The organism is Micrococcaceae bacterium Sec5.8, assembly GCA_039636775.1.
Lineage (GTDB): Bacteria > Actinomycetota > Actinomycetes > Actinomycetales > Micrococcaceae > Arthrobacter.
In genome coordinates this window covers 2,615,169-2,636,348 of the sequence record CP143429.1, presented here as the reverse complement: position 1 = coordinate 2,636,348, position 21,180 = coordinate 2,615,169, and the positions used below count along the sequence as shown (strand labels likewise).

Below are 21,180 nucleotides of genomic sequence, written 5' to 3'. Positions count from 1 at the left end.
GTGGAAACCACCCTCACCGTCCCGGCCGAGTCCGCCGCCGACGCGCCGGCGGTTCTGTCCGGGCAACGCGTAACCGTCCGTGTGCCGGCCACCAGCGCGAACCTTGGCCCCGGCTACGACAGCCTCGGCCTGGCGCTCACCCTGTTCGACACCCTGACTGTGGAAACCCTGGACAGCGGCGAGCTGGAATTCGAGCTCAGCGGGGAAGGCGCGGATTCCCTGCCCCGCGACGCCAGCCACCTTGTGGTCAAGGCCATCACCAAGGCGCTCCACCGCTTGGGCTTTCGGCACGGCGGCCTGAAAATCACGGCAGAAAACGTCAACCCCCACGGCCGTGGACTGGGCTCCTCGGCCAGCGCCGTCGTGGCCGCAGTGACCGCTGCCAACGCACTGGTCCCTGACGGCTCGCGCCGGGGCAAGGACTGGATCCTGCAGCTCACGAGCGAAATGGAAGGGCATCCGGACAACGTCGCACCCGCGATTTTCGGTGGGCTGGCGCTGTCATGGCAGGACAGTGACCAGTACAGGAGCACGTGCGCAACTGTCGCTGCCACGGTGATTCCCGTTGTTGCCGTGCCGGATTTCGAACTGTCCACGGAAGCCGCCCGGGCCCTGCTGCCCGCCTCGGTGGGCCATCATGCGGCGGCCATGAACTCCGGGCGGGCGGCCCTGCTGATCCACGCGCTGACGCAGAAGCCGGAACTCCTCCAGGCCGGCACCGAGGATTACCTGCACCAAAGCTACCGGGCGGCAGCCATGCGTCCGAGCGCTGACCTCATCGCGGCCCTGCGGGGGGCCGGCTTCGCCGCCGTTGTCTCCGGTGCCGGCCCCACCGTGCTGGTCCTGGCCAACGGAGAAGCCCGGGCGGACGCGGCCGCCGAGTTCATCCGGGCCTTCACAGCGGGCAACACGCCCGACGTGCGCTGGCGTGTGATGAAGCTGGCCGTAGACATTGAAGGTGCTAAAGTGGAAGTGCACCGGCGGTAATCACGCAGGCAGTAATCACGCAGGCAATAAAGTAGTTGCTGTTCCAAAAGACCGCGATGTTGGCCTAGTTGCCGCTCTCATCTTTCTCTGCGCAATATTTTTCGGTGCCACCTGCTTTCGGTCTGACGCAGGATTCCGCAGCAACAATGTCTGCTCCCCTGAAACGTCAGCCCGCCGTTCCTTAATCTCTTTTTTGGAGCGCGCCAGGTGAATTTACATCCGGCCGTGCTGGCCAATATCCATCCGGCAAGGCCGAAATCCCGGTTGCAAATCTGAACTGCAACCCAGATCAAATCATCGCGTCCAGCTCCTAGCCTGGGCGCCGTCGAGGGGGAAGGATCCTTCGTGACCGAAACCACTGAGCTGTCTTCAGCTGTGGAAACATCATCTTCTGCTGCCGGATCGTCTACGGCAGCACCCGCCAAGAGCAGCGGCCTCGCTGGCCTCAAGCTCGCCCAGCTCCAGGCTCTTGCCAGCCAGCTGGGGATCTCCGGCGGTTCCCGGATGCGGAAGGGCGATCTTGTCTCTGCCATCTCCGCCCACCGTGCCGGTACTCCCGTGAGCAAGGCTCCGGCCCGCGGCGCTGAGAAGGCTACCGACAACGGCACAGTCTCCCAGTCCGCGGCCCCGGCCGCTGCACCTGCTGCCACTGACTCCGAAGCCCCGGCCCAGGAAAACCCGCGTGCCCGTGGACGCGGCCGCAGCCGCCGTGCCGGCAGCGACGGCGTCATCACGCCCCCCGCTTCCGAGTCCCCGGCAGCAGCCGAGGCTCCGGCGGCTCCCGCCGAGTCCGGGACGTCCCACTCCGGCACTGCCGAAGCAGGTTCCGCCGCCCCGGCGGAGAACGGCGAACGCACCCGCCAGCCCCGCACCCGCAACCGCCGCCGCAGCGAAGCCGCAGAGCAGTCCGCAGGCCAGGGCACGGCGCAGTCCGCAGGCCAGGCCGCACCGGCTGTCGAGGCCCCGGCCGAACAGCGCCAGTCCGACCAGCGCACTGAACAACGCCAGCCAGAACAGCGCCAGCCTGAACAGCGCCAGCCTGAACAGCGCCAGCCTGAACAGGGCAGCGACGACGGCCAGCGCCGCGAGAACACCCGCACCCGGGCCGGCCGCGACGAGAACGCCGGCGCCCGCGAGAACAACGCCGGCGCCCGCGACAACAGCCGCGACAACGATGACAACGACGGCGGGAGCCGCCGGAACCGACGGAACCGGCGCGACCGCAACGACCGCAATGACCGTCCGGACCGCTCCGGCGGCCAGGACAGCCGCGACAACAACCCGCGCAACGACCGCTTCCGCGACCGCAACGACCGCCGTCGCGGACGGGTCCAGGGACCGGACGTCGACGACGTCGAGGTCACCGAGGACGACGTCCTGCTGCCCGTCGCGGGCATCCTTGACGTGCTGGAAAACTATGCGTTTATCCGCACCTCCGGCTACCTGCCGGGTCCGAATGACGTGTACGTGTCCCTCGCCCAGGTCAAGAAGTACAACCTGCGCAAGGGCGACGCCGTCGTCGGCGCCATCCGCGCCCCCCGGGAAGGTGAGTCCCAGCAGGCCAACCAGCAGCAGCAGACCGCGCGGCAGAAGTTCAACGCCCTGGTCCGTGTCACCTCGGTCAACGGCAAGACCCCCGAGGAACTCAAGGACCGCGTTGAATTCGCAAAGCTCGTCCCGCTGTACCCCTCCGAGCGCCTGCGCCTCGAGACCGATCCCAAGAAGATCGGCCCCCGCGTCATCGACCTGGTCGCCCCGATCGGCAAGGGCCAGCGCGGCCTGATCGTGTCCCCGCCCAAGGCCGGCAAGACGCTCATTCTGCAGTCCATCGCCAACGCCATCACCACCAACAATCCTGAGGTACACCTCATGATGGTGCTTGTTGACGAACGCCCCGAAGAAGTCACGGACATGCAGCGCACCGTCAAGGGCGAGGTCATTGCCTCCACCTTCGACCGGCCCGCCGATGACCACACCACCGTGGCTGAACTCTCCATCGAACGCGCCAAGCGCCTCGTGGAAATGGGCATGGACGTTGTGGTCCTGCTGGACTCGATGACCCGTCTGGGCCGTGCCTACAACCTGGCAGCACCGGCCTCCGGCCGTATCCTGTCCGGTGGCGTCGACTCCGCGGCGCTCTACCCGCCGAAGCGCTTCTTCGGTGCAGCCCGCAACATCGAAAACGGCGGCTCGCTCACCATCCTGGCGACCGCCCTCGTGGAGACCGGGTCGAAGATGGACGAGGTCATCTTCGAAGAGTTCAAGGGCACCGGCAACATGGAACTGCGCCTGTCCCGCCAGCTCGCGGACAAGCGGATCTTCCCGGCCGTGGACGTCAACGCGTCCGGAACGCGCCGGGAGGAGAACCTGCTCTCGCCCGAGGAAGTCAAGATCATGTGGAAGCTGCGCCGCGTCCTTTCCGGACTCGAAACGCAGCAGAGCCTTGAGCTGCTGACCAACAAGATCCGGGAGACCCAGAGCAACGTCGAGTTCCTCATGCAGGTGCAGAAGACGACGCTTGGCGCGAAGTCCGATAACGACAAATAGCTGAGTTAGGGGCGGGGCCGTCGCATATTTTGCCGGCCCCGCCCTTTCGTGCGTCATTAGACTTGAGAAAAGTCGAAAGAGGTTTTGAAAATGTTTGAGTCCGTACAGGGCCTGTTGGATGAGCATGATGCCATCCAGGCGCAGCTTGGGGATCCGGCTGTTTATGCTGACCAGAAGATTGCCCGGAAGCTGGGCCGGCGTTCTGCGCAGTTGAACGGCATTGTCGAGGCGTACCACGCCTGGCACGGCATTGAGGACGACCTGGCGGCAGCGAAGGAAATGGCGGATGAGGACCCCGAGTTTGCTGCTGAGGTTCCCGTGCTGGAGGCTGCCCTGGAGAAGGCCGCGGCCCGGCTCCGCCGGCTGCTGATTCCGCGCGACCCGGACGACGCCCGCAACGTGATCCTCGAGGTCAAGGGCGGCGAAGGCGGCGACGAGGCTGCCTTGTTCGCGGCTGACCTGCTGCGGATGTACACCCGGTATGCGGAATCCCGCGGCTGGAAGACTGAGATGATTTCTGCCAACGAATCGGACCTCGGCGGCTACAAGGACGTCCAGGTGGCCATCAAGGGCAACTCAAACGATCCGGCCGAGGGCGTCTACGCCCGGCTCAAGTTCGAAGGCGGCGTGCACCGCGTGCAGCGGGTGCCCGTGACGGAATCCCAGGGCCGCATCCACACCTCCGCCGCCGGTGTGCTGGTGCTGCCGGAAGTGGACGAGCCCGAAGAGCTTGAGATCAACCAGAACGATCTCAAGATCGACGTCTACCGTTCCTCCGGCCCCGGCGGCCAGTCCGTGAACACCACCGACTCCGCTGTTCGGATCACCCACCTTCCCACCGGGATCGTGGTGGCCATGCAGAACGAAAAGTCCCAGCTGCAGAACCGGGAAGCCGGCATGCGCGTCCTCCGGGCCCGGATTCTGGCACACCAGCAGGAACAGATCGACGCCGAAAACTCTGCCCAGCGCAAGTCGCAGATCCGCACCATGGACCGCTCCGAGCGCATCCGCACATACAACTACCCGGAAAACCGGATCGCCGACCACCGCACCGGCTACAAGGCCTACAACCTTGACCAGGTCATGAACGGCGACCTGGAGCCGGTCATCCAATCGGCCATCGAGATGGACGAACAGGCCCGCCTCGACGCCATCGGCGACTAGCCCGGGCCCGCGCCGTGATGACTGAAGGAACCGGGACCAGCCTTGCCGACGCCGTCCGCGAGGCCACGGTGGTCCTGGCCGAAGCGGGTGTTCCCAGCCCGCGGGCGGACGCCGAACTCCTGGCCGAGCACCTGCTCGGTGTCGGGCTGGGCCGGCTGCGCGCCCTGATGCTGGGGGACACGCCTGCGCCCGGGGGCTACCGGGAACTCATTGCCGAGCGGGCCAGGCGCATCCCGCTGCAGCACATCACCGGCGTCGCCTATTTCCGTTATTTGGAACTGGCGGTCGGACCGGGAGTATTCATTCCCCGCCCCGAAACGGAATCCGTGGTGCAGCTGGTGATTGACAAACTGCAGGGCCGCGCGCATCCGAAGGTGGTGGATCTCGGCACCGGGTCCGGGGCCATTGCCGGTTCCATCGCCCATGAGATTCCCGGCGCGGAGGTCCACGCCGTCGAATACAGTGAGTTCGCGCATGCCTGGGCGGCAAAGAACCTGCTGCCTCTTGGCGTGCACCTCATCCTCGGTGATCTGCGCGATGCCCTGCCGGAGCACGACGGAACGTTTGACGTGGTCGTTTCCAACCCGCCCTACATCCCCGCCGCAGCGGTCCCCAACGAACCCGAAGTGGCGCTGCATGATCCTCCCGTGGCGCTGTACGGCGGGGGAGCGGACGGGATGGAGCTTCCGACGGCGGCGGCGGCGTCCGCGGCGCGGCTGCTGGTTCCCGGCGGCTACTTCGTGATGGAGCATGCCGAAGTCCAGTCGGGCTGGATCGCCACCATGCTCGAGAGCACCGGTCTGTGGACCGGTGTTAGCACCCACCGCGACCTCAACGGCAGGGATCGGGCCACCAGCGCCGTCCTCGCCGACCGGCTGCCTCACGGTCACCGGCCAACGCACCCCGGAATGAAAGAATAGGCCAGTGACGACTAGCTACGATTGCACGGCAGCTGAGCAACGCGCTGCAGGACTCGAACATGCCCAGCGGGCCATCCGGGAGCACAAATGTGTGGTCCTGCCGACCGACACCGTGTACGGGATCGCCGCTGACGCGTTCTCACCCCTCGCGGTGACCTTGCTACTGGCGTCGAAGGGCCGGAGCCGCAAGATGCCGCCGCCAGTGCTCATCCCCAGGCTCAATGCCCTCGACGGACTCGCCACGGATGTCCCAGCCGAAGCCCGTCGCCTCGCCGAGGCCTTCTGGCCCGGCGGCCTCACGCTGATTCTGCACGCCCAGCCGTCCCTGGACTGGGACCTCGGCGAAACCAAGGGCACCGTGGCCCTGCGGCTCCCGGCCGACGACGTCGCCCAGGACCTGCTGACACTGACTGGCCCGCTCGCCGTCTCCTCGGCGAACCGCACCGGCCAGGCGGCTGCCCAAACAGCTGCCGAGGCCGAAGCCCAGCTCGCCGAATCCGTGGAGGTCTACCTCGAGGGCGGGCTCCGTCCGGTGGAGGGCGCCGACGCGCTGCCCTCCACCATCGTCGATGCTACTGCCATGCCCCTGCGGGTGGTCCGCCAGGGGGCCATCAGCCTGGACCGGCTCCGTGAGGTGGTGCCGGACGTGCTCGGCGTGGACGAGGAACCCGCCGCCGTCGAAGCCCAGGAAAGCACCGCCGGCGTGGACGAGGAACCCGCCGCCGTCGAGGTTCCGGTACGCACCGCCGGCGACGACACCCCGGAGAACTGACATGCATCCCAAAGTCGCCGTCGCCGCAGTCACCTTCGACCGCCCCGAGGAACTCGCCCTGCTCCTGAAGGGACTGGCCGAGCAGACCGCTCCTATCCACTCGGTCGCGTTGGTGGACTCCGGCACTGTCCCTGCGACCGCGGTCGTCGACGCCGCCGGGGACAACATCAACTACCTGCGCTCCGAGGCGAACCTCGGCGGCGCCGGGGGATTCGCATACGCGATCCTCGCCGCCATGGCCAGCGGCGCGGAGTGGATCTGGATGATGGACGATGACGGCCACCCCGAGGACGCCAACTGCCTCGCGGAGCTGCTGAAGACCGCCGCGGAGCACCAGCTCGATATCGTGAGCCCGCTCGTCGCCGCCACGGCGGACCCCAGCCGGCTCTCTTTCAATTTCCGCATCAACGGGCTGTTGACCAACGACCGCTCACGGCTTGCCCCGATGGGCTACCTGCCGGACATGGTGCACTTCTTCAACGGCGCCCTGATCCGCACGGAGGTGTTCTACAAGATCGGCATCCCCGACGTGAAGTTCTTCATCCGCGGTGACGAAGTGGACTTCCTGTCGCGGGTCAAGAAGGCCGGACTCAAATACGGCACCCTGGCCACCGTTGCGGTCCGGCATCCGGCCACATGGACCGAGATGAAACCGGTTTTTGGCGGCTTCATCACTCCGGTCATTCCGGAGGGCGAGTTCAAACGGTATTGCTACTTCCGCAACCGCGGCTACCTGACCCGGAAGTACCGGAACGTGCGCTGGTTCGGTGCGGACGTTATCGGCTTCCCGTACTACTTCCTGAAAACCGGCGACCTCAAGGGCCTCGCGCACTGGTTCAAGGCGTACTCCACCGGGTTCCGCGGCAAGGGTTTCGGCTCGCCCGGCCAGCTTATGTCAGCCAGGAGCTAGGCCGGCGTGAATAACCTTTACGCCGTCGTGGTCACCTACAACCGTGCTGATTTCCTGCAGAACCTGCTTGAATCCTTTGGCCGGTTGGCCACACCGCCGCAGCGGATCGTGGTGGTGGACAACGCCAGCAGCGACCACACCGCGCAAGTTGTTTCCCGGGCACTGGAGGCCGGGGAACTGCCGATCCAGTACGAACGGCTCCCCACGAATGTGGGCGGCTCCGGCGGCTTCTGCCGCGGGGTTGAGCTGGCCCTCGAGGCCGGCGCCGAGTGGTTGTGGCTCATGGACGACGACGTTGAGGTGCTCCCGGGAGCGCTCGACGCGCTGGAGAAATTCACCCACAGTTACTCCTGCATCATCGGCCGCCGCTACGACGCCGCCGGCAAACCGTTCTTCTGGCAGCACCACTTTGTTGAGGCGCTCGGTGTCTTCCTGCCCATAGCGGGGGACGTCTTCCGCAAGTCTGCGGTCTTCCCCACCAACGTGGGCAATTTCGAAGGCATGTTGATCAAGGCCTCCCTGGCCCGCGACATCGGACTGCCGGACCCCCGGTTTTTCATCACCTGGGACGACCTCGTTTACGGCTGGCTGGCTGCACAGCAAACTCCGGTGGTCTATGTGGATGCCTTCGTCATTAAAAAGGTCCGGGCCCAGCGCCAGGTGGACCTCGGTGTGCGCCACCTCAACGATTCTTCCGACCTGAGCCGCCGCTACGTGATGCGGAACCGGGGCCACGTGGCGCAGTACCTCCGCCTCTACGGCAAGTTCAACCGGGTCGGCTTCGGAGCCGGCACCGCCCTGACCTACCTCAAGGAAATCGCGCGGCTGGTACTGGTTGAACACAGCATCAAGGGCACCGGCGCGCTATGGCAAGGATGGCGGGAATCGCGCGAAATCCTCGCCGACCGCGGCTGGCAACCCATGCCGAAGGTGCCGGAGTCGGAGCCCGATAGCGATTAGTATCGAGGAAGACCCGGGTACTGTCCGGCAGTGTACGCCGGGAATTTTTTGAAACAGGCGCATGGCCGCCGTGGTAGTGGAAGTCGGTTGCAATCTCTGTTGACTACGAAATTTGAAGCGCGCGAACCAGCCGCGGCACCGGATGAGAACAAGCCTCCGCTCTGGATTTGGATCCAGCTTTTCCTCGACTCGATGTCGTGGGTGGTGGCGATCGTCCTGGCCCTGCTGCTGCGCTACGAAATGGGCATCCGGGAAGAGCAGCTCGTCAGCGCCATCATTATCATGGCCGTCGCCATCGTGGTGCAGGCTGTGGCCGGTTACGGCCTGGCTCTCTACCGGGGCAGGTATCCCTTTGGCAGCTTCCAGGAAGCCAAGGCCCTCGTCATCGTCACCGTAATTGTGGCCGCCTCCATCACTCTGAGCCTCCTGGTGCTCTATGAGGCCATCGGCATCGGCCGCAGCGTCGGGCTCATCGCCTTCCCGTTTGCCTGTCTCTTCATGGGCGCGGCCCGCTACGCCAAGCGGCTCTACGTCGAGGGCAAAAACCGTCCCGGCGACAGTGCCCAAAACACCCTGATCTATGGTGCAGGCTTCCTCGGCAACTCCCTGCTGACCCGGATGCTGCAGGACACCGATTCGCCGTATTTCCCGGTCGGGCTGATCGATGACGACCCCGCAAAGAAGCACCTGCGGCTCTCCGGGGTCCAGGTCCTGGGCCGGAGTGATGACCTTCCGGCCATCATCCGGCGCACCCGCACCACCGTGCTGGTACTGGCGTTCGCCAATGTGGAGGCCTCGGTGGTCCGGCGGATTTCCGACGCGGTCGCCGGGCTCAACGTCCGGGTGCTGGTCCTTCCCCCGTTGCGGGACATGCTCGGCGGCGGCGCGCCCCAGGGATTCTCCGATTTCCGCGACGTGGCGGTCGAAGACCTGATCGGGCGCCGCCCGGTCGATATCAAAGTTGATGAAATTGCGGGCTACATTAAGGGCAAGCGCGTCCTGGTGACGGGGGCCGGCGGTTCCATCGGTTCCGAGCTGTGCCGCCAGATTGTCCAGTTCTCCCCGGCGGAACTGATCATGCTCGACCACGACGAAACCGGCCTGCAACACACCCAGATTTCCATCACCGGACGCGGACTGCTTGCCGGCCGCGACACGGTCCTGGCCAGCATCCGCGACGCGGCCGCCCTCCAGGAGATTTTCGAGGACCGCCGCCCCGAGGTGGTGTTCCACGCCGCAGCCCTCAAACACGCACCGCTGCTGCAGCAGTATCCGCTCGAAGCGTGGAAGACGAACGTCCTGGGCACCTTGAACGTCCTGCGTGCCGCAGAACGCACGGGCGTGTCACACTTCGTGAACATCTCCACGGACAAGGCAGCCAATCCGACGACGGCGCTCGGCCACTCCAAACGCGTCGCTGAAAAGCTCGCCGCCTGGATGGCGGGCCACACCGGCCACAGGTTCGTCTCCGTCCGGTTCGGCAACGTGATGGGCAGCCGGGGGTCCATGCTGCCGCTCTTCACCGAGCAGATCCGGGTGGGCGGACCCGTGACAGTCACGGACCCGGAGGTAACCCGGTTCTTCATGACCATTCCGGAGGCCTGCCAGCTGGTCATCCAGGCCGGTGCGATCGGACGCGGCGGCGAGGTAATGATCCTGGATATGGGGGAGCCCGTGAAAATTCTGGACGTCGCGCAGCGCATGATCGCGATGTCCGGAAAGAAAGTCGACATCGTGTACACCGGGTTACGCCCCGGCGAGAAGCTCCATGAGGAGCTGGTGGGGATCGGCGAGCTCGACGAACGGCCCCTGCACCCGAAGATTTCCCACACGCGGGCGCACGAACAGGATCCCGCCGGGCTTGACCTGGACGTCTGGCTGGCCCGCTGCGAGGCGGAACAGGGCATCGACATCGCCTCCATCCCCGATGACGAAGCGGATGAACCGGGCGAGAGCATTCGGGCCGCGTCATGACCCCACTCATCGTCACGGCCGGCGTGACCCTGCTCGCGAGCGTCCTGCTTCCGTTCGCCGTCAAGCCATGGCTGGTCAGGATGGGCGTCGTCGACGTTCCGTCGGCCAGATCCTCCCACGCCCGGACCACCATCCGGGGCATGGGCGTGGCCGTGGCCGTCGCCACCGCGATCGGATACGGTGCTGCGGTCCTTTTCGGAGCGGTGTCAGTGGACCGGTCCGTTTTCGGCGTGGTCCTGGCAATCATCGCGGCCAGCGCGGCCGTCGGATGGATTGAAGACCTGCGGGGCCTCTCCATCCGCGGGCGCGCCGCCGCGCAGCTGGGGATCGGCGCCGCCGGCTCCGCCGCCCTCGTGGCCCTCACCGGGCAGTCGTTCTGGTGGCTGCCGCTGGCCGCGCTGGCCGTTGCGGCATACATCAACATTGCCAACTTCATGGACGGCATCAACGGCATTTCCAGTCTTCATGGCATCCTCGCCGGCTCCGCCTACGCTGTCGCCGGAGCCCTGGCTGACCAGCCGTGGCTCACCGCGGGCGGCGCCATACTGGCCGCGGCCTTCCTGGGTTTCCTGCCGTGGAATCTGTCCCGGGGCTCCGTTTTCCTGGGCGATGTGGGCAGCTACCTGCTGGGCGCCTCGGTCGCTGCCCTCGCCGTGGCAGGATTCCTGAGCGGCGTCTACGTGGAATACGTGCTCTCGCCCATCCTGGTCTACGTGGCCGACACCGGCTACACCCTTCTCCGCCGGATCAACGCGGGCGAACGGTGGTACGCATCCCACCGTGAGCATGTCTACCAGCGGCTGACCGACGTCGGCTTCTCGCACCTTCAGTCCGCCGGCACCGTGGCAGGGTGCACCGCAGCAGTGATCGTCCTCGGCTTCATCGCCGCGACAGCCTCTCTGCCCGAGGTGGTGCTGTGTGTCGCCGGGAGCCTCGCCGTGCTGGCACTCTATCTCGCCTCTCCGGACCTGATCGGACGTTTCCGGCGCCGGCGGAAGGTCACCAGGGTGCCCGTATCCTAAGAGCCGCGGCGCCGACGACCGCCCCGACAGGGCCCCGGCGTGTTCTATCTCGTGTAGAATTTAGGGGCGGGTTGACGCCGCGACTTCTGACCAGCCCCCGCCCCCCGCGACGATTGGGATCCCATGACCTCCAACGCCGATCCCGGACCCCTTTCCGGTAACGGGCCCGTCGGTGTCTCCGGTCCCACCCGGTCCCTGTGGCTGCGATTGCTGGGGATCTGTTCGGCCGTCAGCGGCGGCGCCTTGCTGCTGGGGGCAATCACAGCCACCTTCCTGACTGGTTCCGCTGCTGCACTTTCCTGGATTTTCGGCGGGGGACTGGTGGTCGCATTCTTCGCGATCAGTCTTGCGATCGGCCACTACGCGGGACGTAACAACCCCTCCGGTGCCGTCGGTCTGTTCGTCGCCACCTACTTCATCAAAGTGGTCGGATTCGCCGTGGTCCTGTTCGCCATCGGGACCCCCGACTGGCTGGACCGGAGCTGGTTCCTGGCCGGCGCCGTCGTAACCGTGATCCTCTGGCAAACTGCCGAAATCTACGGTTTCAGCACCGCCCGGCTGCAGATCTACAACGACCCCGAGACCCCGGAAGGCGGCACCCATGATTAGCCGCAAAGACCGACACATGAACAAGCGCGACGCCCCGATCAAATCTGCCGGAGCACCCGGCGTTTCGGACAATGGACGCGACGGCGGATACAACGCCGGAATTGCCGTCTTCAGCTACATCGTTGGCGGAATCCTTGTCTGGAGTTTGATAGGCTGGGGTCTGGATAATCTGTGGGGAACCCGCTGGATTGTGCTCGCCGGCGCTCTGCTTGGAGCTGCGGGAGGGTTCTATCTTTCTCATATGCACGGCCTCACCAGCCTTCGAAACCAAGCTGGTGAAGACGGCGCTGCAGGTGGCCCGTCCAAGGACGCGGAACAGTAATGCCAAATAACTTCACAGGGGGAAAAGCTGTCAGCAATGATGGCGCTCCCCGCCCAACGCCCAATGATGGACACTGCAGAGAGGAAACGCGTTGATCGCGCTTGCGCTCCCGGCCCAAGATTCAGGGGAGTTTACTCCTCCAGGAATTGAACAACTGCACCTGCCGGCTATTCTGCCCTGGGGTGCGGCCGATGGATTCTCCAAGCAGATGCTGCTGGTAATCTTTTCGGTCGTCATTATCGCCACATTCTTTCTGCTAGCTGCCCGTAAGGGCCAGCTCGTCCCCGGCAAGCTGCAGTTCGCCGGCGAGGCCGCCTACGGCTTCGTCCGCAACGGCATCGCCAAGGACATTATCGGCGGCAAAGACTTCATGAAGTACGTCCCGCTGCTGTTCAGCCTTTTCTTCTTCATCCTGGTGAACAACATCTACGGCGCGATCCCGGTGATCCAGCTCCCGAGCTTCTCGCACGTCGGCGGCGCTTACGTGCTTGCAGCGATCGTCTACATCACGTGGATCGCGATCGGTGTCAAGAAGAACGGCCTGAAGTACTTCAAGCTGGCCACCGTGCCCAGCGGCGTTCCGATCTACATCCTTCCGATCGTCATTCCGATCGAGATCATCTCCAACTTCCTGGTCCGGCCCGTCACACACAGCCTCCGACTGTTCGCCACCATGCTGGCCGGACACCTGATCGTGATGATTGCCGGTTCCGGCATCGAGTTCCTGATCATGCAGGAGAACGTCCTGCTCAAGGGCGCCTCGGTGCTGGTCCTGGCCGGCTCGATCGCGATGTACATGCTGGAGGCGCTGATCATGGCACTGCAGGCGTACGTGTTCACGTTGCTGACCGCGATTTACATCGAAGGCGCACTGCACGCCGACAGCCACTAAGGCACCCACAAACTTCCCCTCCGGGGGATGAAGCAACCCAAACAACCTGCCACACGGGTGGCATCTTGAAAGGAAGAAAAATGGAAGGCTCCATCAACGGCTCCCTCAACCTCATCGGATACGGCCTCTCGGCCATCGGCGGTGGTATCGGTGTGGGTCTCGTGTTCGCTGCTTACATCAACGGCGTCGCACGTCAGCCGGAAGCCCAGCGCGTTCTCCAGCCGATCGCATTCCTTGGCCTTGCACTGACTGAAGCCCTCGCCATCCTCGGCCTGGTCTTCGCGTTCGTTCTCAAGTAAACCTTCAGAACCCGAGCGAACATCCAGAACCGAGTAGAAAAGGACGGGTGAAATATGAAGCAGCTGATCATCTCAGCCGCCACCGAGGGTGAGACCAACCCCCTCGTTCCCAACATCTGGGAAATGTTTGTCGTCCTCGTAGGCTTTGCTGTCCTCATGTTCATCGTGGTCAAGTACGTTGTCCCGATGTTCGAGAAGACCTTCGCAGAGCGTGCCGAGGCCATCGAAGGCGGCATCGCCAAGGCTGAAAAGGCCCAGGCAGAGGCTTCCGCTGCACTCGAAGAGTACAAGCAGCAACTCACTGATGCCCGTGCCGAGGCCAACCGCATCCGCGAGGAAGCACGTGCCGAAGGCGCTCAGATCCTTGCGGATCTGAAGGAGAAGGCAGCTGCAGAGTCTGCCCGCATCACGGCACAGGCCCACGCAGCCATCCAGTCCGAGCGTCAGGCGGCCGTTGTGTCGCTCCGCTCGGAAGTCGGCACGCTTGCCACCACCCTGGCAGGCCGCATCGTAGGCGAGTCCCTCGAGGACGATGCGCGCTCGGCCCGTGTGGTTGACCGCTTCCTGGCAGATCTGGAGAACCAGAACGCAGGTGCAGCGAAGTAATGGCAGGTGTATCGAGCGAATCGCTCACTGCGGCGTTGGTGGCACTGGAAGCCAAGCTTCCTTCCGCCTCGCTGCCGTTGGCTAAGGAACTCTTCGGAATCCTGGGCACGGTGGACAGTTCGGCCGGTTTGCGCCGGGCGCTGACTGACCCGTCCCGCAGCGGTGACGAAAAGTCGGCGCTTATCAAGCAGCTCTTCGGCGGGAAAGTCTCCGCGGACGCTGTGGAAATCGCGAGCGGATTGGCCGGCTCGCGCTGGGCCTCCGCCCGGGATATCGGCGATGCACTCGAGACTCTTGCCGCTTCGGTGGTAATTGCCGTTGCTGAGAACAAGTCTGCCGTCTCTGCCTCAGGCATCACCGGGCTGGAAACGCTGGAGAACGATCTGTTCTCCTTCAACCAGACCGTCGATGCCAACCACGAGGTTCAGCGTGCCGTGGCCGAACCGCAGGCAAGCCCGGCTGCGAAAGTAGCCCTCGCCGAAAAGCTGGTACCCGGTGCAAGTGAGGAAGCGAAGGTCCTGATGGGACAAGCAGTTTCGCAGCCCCGCGGCCTGAAGGTCACCAAGCTGGTTCGTCGTTTCGCGGAGCTTGCAGCCAAGCGCCAGCAGCGCTGGATTGCAACGGTCCATGTCACCCGTCCGTTGACGGAGACCCAGACCAGCCGTCTGCAGACGGGGCTTAATGCCCTCTACGGACGTGAGCTCAAGATCAACATGAACGTTGACCCGGCACTAATCGGTGGCATCCGGATCCAGGTTGGCGACGAAGTGGTAGACGCTTCGGTCCTCGCCCGCCTGGGCCAGCTTCACCGCCAGCTTGCTTAACCAGCCGGCCAGCACAACTAAACGAAACCCCGGTCATCGTGAGCAACGATGATCACGAAAACAGGAGAGCAGGGACTGCAGATGGCCGAATTGACCATCAACGCCGACGACGTCCGTAATGCGTTGAACGAGTTCGCGGCGTCCTACGAACCCGGAAACGCCGAGCGCGTAGAGGTCGGCCGTGTAACAACCGCAGGTGACGGCATCGCCCGTGTTGAGGGCCTTCCCTCGGTCATGGCGAACGAGCTGCTTCGCTTCGAAGACGGCACTCTGGGCCTGGCCCAGAACCTCGACGTCCGCGAAATCGGCGTCATCGTCCTCGGTGACTTCACGGGAATCGAAGAAGGCCAGGAAGTCCACCGCACCGGACAGGTTCTGTCCGTACCGGTAGGCGACGCCTTCCTCGGCCGCGTGGTTGACCCGCTGGGCGAGCCCATCGATGACCTTGGCGAGATCAAGGCAGAAACCACCCGTGCGCTGGAACTCCAGGCGCCCGGCGTGACCCAGCGCAAGTCGGTCCACGAACCGATGCAGACGGGCCTCAAGGCGATTGACGCCATGATCCCGATCGGCCGCGGCCAGCGCCAGCTGATCATCGGTGACCGCCAGACCGGCAAGTCGGCAATTGCCATCGATACGATCATCAACCAGAAGGCCAACTGGGCTTCCGGGGATGTCAACAAGCAGGTGCGCTGCATCTATGTAGCCATCGGCCAGAAGGCATCAACAATCGCGGCTGTCCGTCAGACCCTCGAGGACAACGGCGCCCTGGAATACACGACGATCGTGGCTTCCCCCGCGTCCGACCCCGCCGGCTTCAAGTACCTGGCACCGTACGCCGGTTCGGCGATCGGCCAGCACTGGATGTACGGCGGCAAGCACGTCCTCATCGTGTTTGATGACCTCTCCAAGCAGGCCGAGGCCTACCGTGCAGTATCACTGCTGCTCCGCCGCCCGCCGGGACGCGAAGCCTACCCCGGCGACGTCTTCTACCTGCACTCCCGCCTGCTGGAGCGTTGTGCCAAGCTCTCCGACGAGCTCGGTGCCGGATCGATGACCGGCCTGCCGCTCATCGAGACCAAGGCAAACGATGTCTCGGCCTACATCCCGACCAACGTGATCTCCATTACTGATGGCCAGATCTTCCTGCAGTCGGACCTCTTCAACGCCAACCAGCGTCCGGCTGTCGACGTGGGTGTGTCTGTTTCCCGCGTCGGTGGCGCCGCCCAGGTCAAATCCATGAAGAAGGTCTCCGGTACTTTGAAGCTGGAACTGGCCCAGTACCGGGACATGCAGGCTTTCGCAATGTTCGCGTCGGACCTCGACGCCGCATCGCGCCAGCAGCTGACCCGTGGTGCGCGCCTGATGGAACTGCTCAAGCAGGGCCAGTACTCGCCGTTCCCGGTTGAAAATCAGGTCGTTTCCATCTGGGCCGGCACCAACGGTCACCTCGACGATGTGCCGGTTGAGGACATCAACCGGTTCGAAACCGAGTTCCTGGACCACCTCAAGCACAAGTCCTCCATCCTGACGACGCTGGCCCAGACCAACGTCATGAGCGATGACACTGCAGAAGCACTGAAGACCGCGATCGTGGACTTCAAAAAAGGCTTCTTCGGCGAGGGAGACAACCACCTGGTAGGTGCGGGGCACGAAGAACATGCCGCCATCAACGAGGCACAGGTCGACCAGGAAAAAATCGTCAAGCAGAAGCGCTAGTTCCGCTGGCAGGGACTGCCGGAACCCCACCGGGTTCCGGCAGTCCCGGCCACCGGGATCTTAGGAAAGGATAAGTATGGGAGCCCAGATCCGGGTCTACCGCCAGAAGATCAGCTCGACGACGTCGATGCGCAAGATCTTCAAGGCGATGGAACTGATCGCTACCTCGCGCATCGGCAAGGCCCGAGCACGCGTAGCAGCTTCACTGCCTTACGCAAACGCCATCACGCGTGCCGTTTCTGCTGTCGCAAGCCAGAGCGAAATCGACCACCCGCTGACCACCGAGCCGGAGCAGATCCGCCGGGCCGCCGTCCTGGTAATCACCTCGGACCGTGGCCTTGCAGGGTCGTACTCGGCCAGCGTGCTCAAGCAGGCGGAAGGCCTTAACGAGCTGCTCGTCGAGGAGGGCAAAGAAGTCAAGATGTACCTGGTCGGCCGCAAGGCGCAGGCGTACTTCGACTTCCGGAACCGTCCGTACGGGCGTGTCTGGACCGGCGGCACTGATGCGCCGGAATTTGCCACGGCCCAGGAAATCGGCGAGGCATTGCTGGCTGACTTTGCGACCGACTACGCAGAGGGAGGCGTCGACGAAATCCACGTCGTCTACACCCGCTTCAAGTCCATGGTCACGCAGGAGCCGACGGTTGTCCGTCTTCTCCCGCTTGAGGTTGTCGAAGAGACGGCGGCGTCCGAGTCGGACCTCCTGCCGCTCTATGAGTTCGAGCCGGAAACGGAGCGGGTCCTTGACGCTCTACTGCCGCGCTACATCGAATCACGTATCTTCGCCGCGATGCTGCAGGCAGCAGCTTCGGAGCTCGCTGCCCGCCAGCGGGCAATGAAGTCCGCCGGTGACAATGCCACGGAGCTCATCAAGAAGTTCACGCGTCTGCGCAACACTGCCCGCCAGGCTGAAATTACGCAGGAGCTTTCCGAGATCGTGGCCGGTGCCGACGCGTTGAACGCGTCCTAGCCCCACGAGCCCGGATCCAGCTGGACCTGCACCAAAGTAAACTTAACCCCAACGCCATCTACTGAGTGAAGTGAGAGAGATGACTGCCACAGCTACCGAACACGTAGCCGCGACGACCGGTGCTACCGGCCGTATTGCACGTGTTATTGGCCCGGTTGTCGACGTCGAATTCCCGGCTGACGCAATCCCCTCGATTTACAACGCACTCACCACCGAGGTAACCCTCAACGGTGAGACCAAGACGATCACGTTCGAGGTTGCTCTGCACCTCGGCGACAACGTTATTCGCGCCATCTCCCTGCAGGCGACCGACGGACTTGTCCGCGGCACCGCTGTGGTGGACTCCGGCGCCCCGATCTCCGTGCCTGTCGGCGACGTCGTGAAGGGACACATCTTCAACGTCCTCGGACAGCCGCTTGACGTGACTGAGTCGGAGCTCGAAATTACCGAGCGCTGGCCCATCCACCGCAAGGCTCCTGCCTTTGCGACGCTTGAGGGTTCCACCGAGATGATGGAAACCGGCATCAAGGTCATCGACCTTCTCACCCCGTACATCAAGGGTGGCAAGATCGGTCTCTTCGGCGGTGCCGGTGTCGGCAAGACCGTGCTGATCCAGGAAATGATCACCCGTGTGGCCCGTAACTTCGGCGGCACCTCGGTGTTCGCCGGCGTGGGCGAGCGTACCCGCGAAGGCAACGACCTCTGGGTTGAAATGGAAGAAGCCGGCGTCCTCAAGGACACTGCCCTTGTCTTCGGCCAGATGGATGAGCCGCCGGGAACGCGTCTTCGCGTTGCTCTGTCCGCACTGACCATGGCGGAGTACTTCCGCGATGTGCAGAACCAGGACGTGCTGCTCTTCATCGACAACATCTTCCGCTTCACCCAGGCAGGTTCCGAGGTTTCCACCCTCCTCGGCCGGATGCCCTCGGCCGTGGGCTACCAGCCCAACCTGGCAGATGAGATGGGCCTCCTCCAGGAGCGCATCACATCCACCAAGGGCCACTCGATCACCTCGATGCAGGCCATCTACGTTCCCGCAGATGACTACACCGACCCGGCGCCGGCCACGACTTTCGCACACCTCGACGCGACCACGGAACTTTCCCGTGAAATCGCTTCCCGTGGTCTGTACCCGGCCGTTGACCCGCTGACGTCGACGTCCCGCATCCTGGATCCGCAGTACATCGGTAACGACCACTACAACACGGCCGTCCGCGTCAAGCAGATCCTGCAGAAGAACAAGGAGCTTCAGGACATCATCGCCATCCTCGGCGTTGACGAGCTCTCTGAAGAAGACAAGATCGTCGTCTCGCGCGCACGCCGCATCCAGCAGTTCCTCTCGCAGAACACCTACACCGCCAAGCAGTTCACCGGCGTCGAGGGCTCCACCGTGACCATCAAGGACACCGTTGAAGGCTTCACCGCGATCTGCGACGGCGAGCTGGACCACATCGCGGAGCAGGCGTTCTTCAACGTCGGCGGCCTCGATGACGTTGAGCGCCAGTGGGCCAAGATCCAGGAACAGACCAAGTAATATGGCTGAGCTTGAGGTTGAAATTGTCGCAGCGGACCACTTCGTGTGGTCCGGGGCAGCCACCATGGTCAAGGCCCGCACCAGCGATGGTGAAATCGGAATCCTGCCCGGCCACTCGCCCCTGCTGGCGATTCTGGCCGAAGGTGAACTGGCCATCCAGCCGGTCTCCGGTGACCGTATTGCTGTAGTTGTGGACGGCGGGTTCTTCTCCGTCGACAACAATCGGGTCGTCATTGTTGCTGACAACGCCCAAATGGGCGACGCGGCTACTGCGGGGATCCGCTAGCACGACCTTGATGAACGATATGGGTTGGCCGTTCATCATTCTGGCGACGATCTTTGCGTTGCTGGTCTTAGCACTGTGCCTCTCCGGGGTGCGCCGCTTCACGTTGCGGCGTGCCCTGGGCACGGTGGACGCCTCCATTTGCACGGTTGGAAACAACTGGCAGATGGGGGTTTGTCGTTATCAGGACAACGACCTCGAGTGGTACCGTCTCGCCTCGCTGAGCACGCGGCCCAAGCACACCTTCCGCCGCAGTTCGCTGGAGCTGATCGCCCGACGTAAACCCACTGAGTCCGAGCTCGTTCAGGTCCAGCCGGACGCCGTGATCGTGGAGCTCCGATACGAGGGCGGTGACATCCGGCTCGCCATGCGATTCGATGCCTACACGGGATTGTCCTCCTGGCTTGAAGCCGGCCCGGTCATCGGCGTCGGCACCTGGCGCTAGCCCGGTGGACTTTCTTGAGGACCTCCGGATTGTCGACGGACCGGTGCTGCTGGTCGCCTGGGTTGCCGGTGCCGCCGGCCTTTTCTACTTCCTCCGGCAGGGCGGACTGTTCCGCACCCGCCGTCCCGCCGTCCCCCGCTGGCTGGCCTTCGTGCTGCCTGTCGCGGGCTGCCTCCTGTGTGCCGCTGCCCTGCTGGCCGGTGCGCATTGGACGCTGATCTACCTCTTCTCGGTTTTCCCCGGCGAGCTTCCGCCCGAGGTCCTCGCCTGGTCCCTGCCCGGGGTCACGGCGTTGCTGCTGTGGATCCTGCACCTGTGGCGGACCTGGCGGGGCGCCGGGCGCACGGACGGCCGGTCCGGGTTGCGGCGCTCGGTCGGCACGACGGCGGTGTCGACGGCCGCCCTGTTCGGCGTTGTGCTGCTTTCCGCCGTCCAGATCAACGCCTACTTTGGCCTCAACCACACGGTGAGTGACCTGACAGGCACAGCCGTGGCGCGGATCCCCCCGCTGGAGGATTCGCTGCGCCGTGCCCCGGGAGGCGCGCCGGGCAGCAGTCTGTCCCAGTGGGTCCCGCCCGCTGACCTGCCCGACGGCGGCGTGCTGCGCCGTGCCGCCATTCCGGGCACCAGTTCCGGCTTCCAGAGCCGGGAGGCGTACATTTACCTGCCGCCGGCGTACCGCACCGATGCCCGGCCGGCGTTGCCCGTGCTGGTTCTCTTCGCCGGGCAGCCCGGGGCGCCGGCGGACTGGCTTACCGGGGGGGCGCTTCGCAGCCGCCTGGACCGGTTCGCGGCAGAACACCACGGCGTGGCTCCGGTGGTGGTGGTGGTGGACCCCAACGGTTCGTCCGCAGGCAACACCCTCTGCATGGACAGCAGAATCGCGCAGGCCGACACGTTCCTCGCCGTGGACGTGCCGGCCTGGATTAACCGGACCCTGGAGGTTGATCCCGATCCCAGGCTGTGGGCGGCCGGGGGATTCTCCTTCGGAGCTACCTGCGCCCTGCAAATGGTGACCCGGCACCCGGACGTCTACGGCTCCGCCCTGGCTTTCTCCAGTGAACGCGAACCCGCCCTCGCCAAGGAGCGGGACAAGACCATCGCTGTGGCTTTCGGTGGCGATGCTGAAGCCTTCGACCGCCAGACGCCGCTGCGTCTCATGATGGACCGCCGCTTTGATGGGCACGCCATCTACTTTGGCGCCGGCGAGCGGGACTCCGAGTTTGTCGGCTACATGGATCTCCTGTCCGCGGCCGCCCGCGATGCCGGTTTCACCGTGGCTACCCGCAGGATTGCCGGCGCCGGGCATTCCTGGGAGACCGGCTCCAAAGGGCTGCCGTCAGGGCTTGAGTTCCTCGCGTCCCGGTGGGGGATCACCCCGTGAGCCGGACCGGAACGGGCCACCGGCAGATCTCCGGTGT

General features: G+C 64.6%; 21 protein-coding genes. All 21 read left to right on the top strand.

The window, feature by feature from the left end:
- The 21 genes from thrB to VUN84_12015 all read left to right on the top strand — a co-directional run bounded on the left by thrB (position 1) and on the right by VUN84_12015 (position 21,143).
- A complete protein-coding gene (gene thrB, locus VUN84_12115) occupies positions 1-987 on the top strand; it encodes a homoserine kinase (GenBank protein XAS63053.1) in 987 nt (328 codons plus the stop codon).
- Positions 988-1,332: 345 nt separating this feature from the next.
- Positions 1,333-3,534 (top strand): transcription termination factor Rho, encoded by a 2,202-nt coding sequence (gene rho / locus VUN84_12110; protein XAS63052.1) that lies wholly within the window; start codon positions 1,333-1,335, stop codon positions 3,532-3,534.
- Between the two features lie 90 nt (positions 3,535-3,624).
- Positions 3,625-4,698, top strand: a complete 1,074-nt coding sequence (gene prfA / locus VUN84_12105) for a peptide chain release factor 1 (protein ID XAS63051.1) — start codon at positions 3,625-3,627, stop codon at positions 4,696-4,698.
- A gap of 17 nt (positions 4,699-4,715) precedes the next feature.
- A complete protein-coding gene (gene prmC / locus VUN84_12100; protein XAS63050.1) occupies positions 4,716-5,618 on the top strand; it encodes a peptide chain release factor N(5)-glutamine methyltransferase in 903 nt (300 codons plus the stop codon).
- 4 nt (positions 5,619-5,622) lie between these two features.
- Positions 5,623-6,390: an L-threonylcarbamoyladenylate synthase gene (locus VUN84_12095; GenBank protein XAS63049.1), complete on the top strand. Its 768-nt coding sequence runs from the start codon at positions 5,623-5,625 to the stop codon at positions 6,388-6,390.
- A 1-nt stretch (position 6,391) separates the two neighbouring features.
- Positions 6,392-7,300 (top strand): glycosyltransferase, encoded by a 909-nt coding sequence (locus VUN84_12090; GenBank protein XAS63048.1) that lies wholly within the window; start codon positions 6,392-6,394, stop codon positions 7,298-7,300.
- Positions 7,301-7,306: 6 nt separating this feature from the next.
- Complete coding sequence (locus VUN84_12085; protein XAS63047.1) at positions 7,307-8,260, top strand: glycosyltransferase; 954 nt, start codon at positions 7,307-7,309, stop codon at positions 8,258-8,260.
- A gap of 99 nt (positions 8,261-8,359) precedes the next feature.
- Positions 8,360-10,234: a nucleoside-diphosphate sugar epimerase/dehydratase gene (locus VUN84_12080; protein ID XAS63046.1), complete on the top strand. Its 1,875-nt coding sequence runs from the start codon at positions 8,360-8,362 to the stop codon at positions 10,232-10,234.
- The gene (locus VUN84_12075; protein XAS63045.1) at positions 10,231-11,256 is read left to right on the top strand and encodes a glycosyltransferase family 4 protein; all 1,026 of its coding nucleotides are present in this window, start codon (positions 10,231-10,233) and stop codon (positions 11,254-11,256) included. Before VUN84_12080 ends, VUN84_12075 begins: the two co-directional genes overlap by 4 nt.
- A gap of 123 nt (positions 11,257-11,379) precedes the next feature.
- Entirely contained in the window at positions 11,380-11,865 is a 486-nt protein-coding gene (locus tag VUN84_12070) for a hypothetical protein (protein XAS63044.1), read from the top strand.
- 16 nt (positions 11,866-11,881) lie between these two features.
- Entirely contained in the window at positions 11,882-12,187 is a 306-nt protein-coding gene (locus VUN84_12065; protein ID XAS63043.1) for a hypothetical protein, read from the top strand.
- 91 nt (positions 12,188-12,278) lie between these two features.
- Positions 12,279-13,079: a F0F1 ATP synthase subunit A gene (atpB, locus tag VUN84_12060; GenBank protein ID XAS63042.1), complete on the top strand. Its 801-nt coding sequence runs from the start codon at positions 12,279-12,281 to the stop codon at positions 13,077-13,079.
- Between the two features lie 80 nt (positions 13,080-13,159).
- Complete coding sequence (atpE, locus tag VUN84_12055; GenBank protein ID XAS63041.1) at positions 13,160-13,378, top strand: ATP synthase F0 subunit C; 219 nt, start codon at positions 13,160-13,162, stop codon at positions 13,376-13,378.
- Between the two features lie 54 nt (positions 13,379-13,432).
- Positions 13,433-13,984: a F0F1 ATP synthase subunit B gene (locus VUN84_12050; protein XAS63040.1), complete on the top strand. Its 552-nt coding sequence runs from the start codon at positions 13,433-13,435 to the stop codon at positions 13,982-13,984.
- The gene (locus VUN84_12045) at positions 13,984-14,808 is read left to right on the top strand and encodes a F0F1 ATP synthase subunit delta (protein ID XAS63039.1); all 825 of its coding nucleotides are present in this window, start codon (positions 13,984-13,986) and stop codon (positions 14,806-14,808) included. Before VUN84_12050 ends, VUN84_12045 begins: the two co-directional genes overlap by 1 nt.
- Before the next feature lie 81 nt (positions 14,809-14,889).
- Positions 14,890-16,527 (top strand): F0F1 ATP synthase subunit alpha, encoded by a 1,638-nt coding sequence (atpA, locus tag VUN84_12040; GenBank protein XAS65844.1) that lies wholly within the window; start codon positions 14,890-14,892, stop codon positions 16,525-16,527.
- A 76-nt stretch (positions 16,528-16,603) separates the two neighbouring features.
- Positions 16,604-17,497, top strand: coding sequence for a F0F1 ATP synthase subunit gamma (locus tag VUN84_12035; GenBank protein ID XAS63038.1), 894 nt, complete (start codon positions 16,604-16,606; stop codon positions 17,495-17,497).
- A gap of 79 nt (positions 17,498-17,576) precedes the next feature.
- Positions 17,577-19,031, top strand: coding sequence for a F0F1 ATP synthase subunit beta (gene atpD / locus VUN84_12030; protein XAS63037.1), 1,455 nt, complete (start codon positions 17,577-17,579; stop codon positions 19,029-19,031).
- Between the two features lies 1 nt (position 19,032).
- Complete coding sequence (locus tag VUN84_12025; GenBank protein ID XAS63036.1) at positions 19,033-19,317, top strand: F0F1 ATP synthase subunit epsilon; 285 nt, start codon at positions 19,033-19,035, stop codon at positions 19,315-19,317.
- Positions 19,318-19,327: 10 nt separating this feature from the next.
- On the top strand, positions 19,328-19,759 hold the full coding sequence (locus VUN84_12020; protein XAS63035.1) for a DUF2550 domain-containing protein: 432 nt from the start codon (positions 19,328-19,330) through the stop codon (positions 19,757-19,759).
- Between the two features lie 4 nt (positions 19,760-19,763).
- On the top strand, positions 19,764-21,143 hold the full coding sequence (locus VUN84_12015) for an alpha/beta hydrolase-fold protein (GenBank protein ID XAS63034.1): 1,380 nt from the start codon (positions 19,764-19,766) through the stop codon (positions 21,141-21,143).
- Positions 21,144-21,180: the final 37 nt, after the last annotated feature.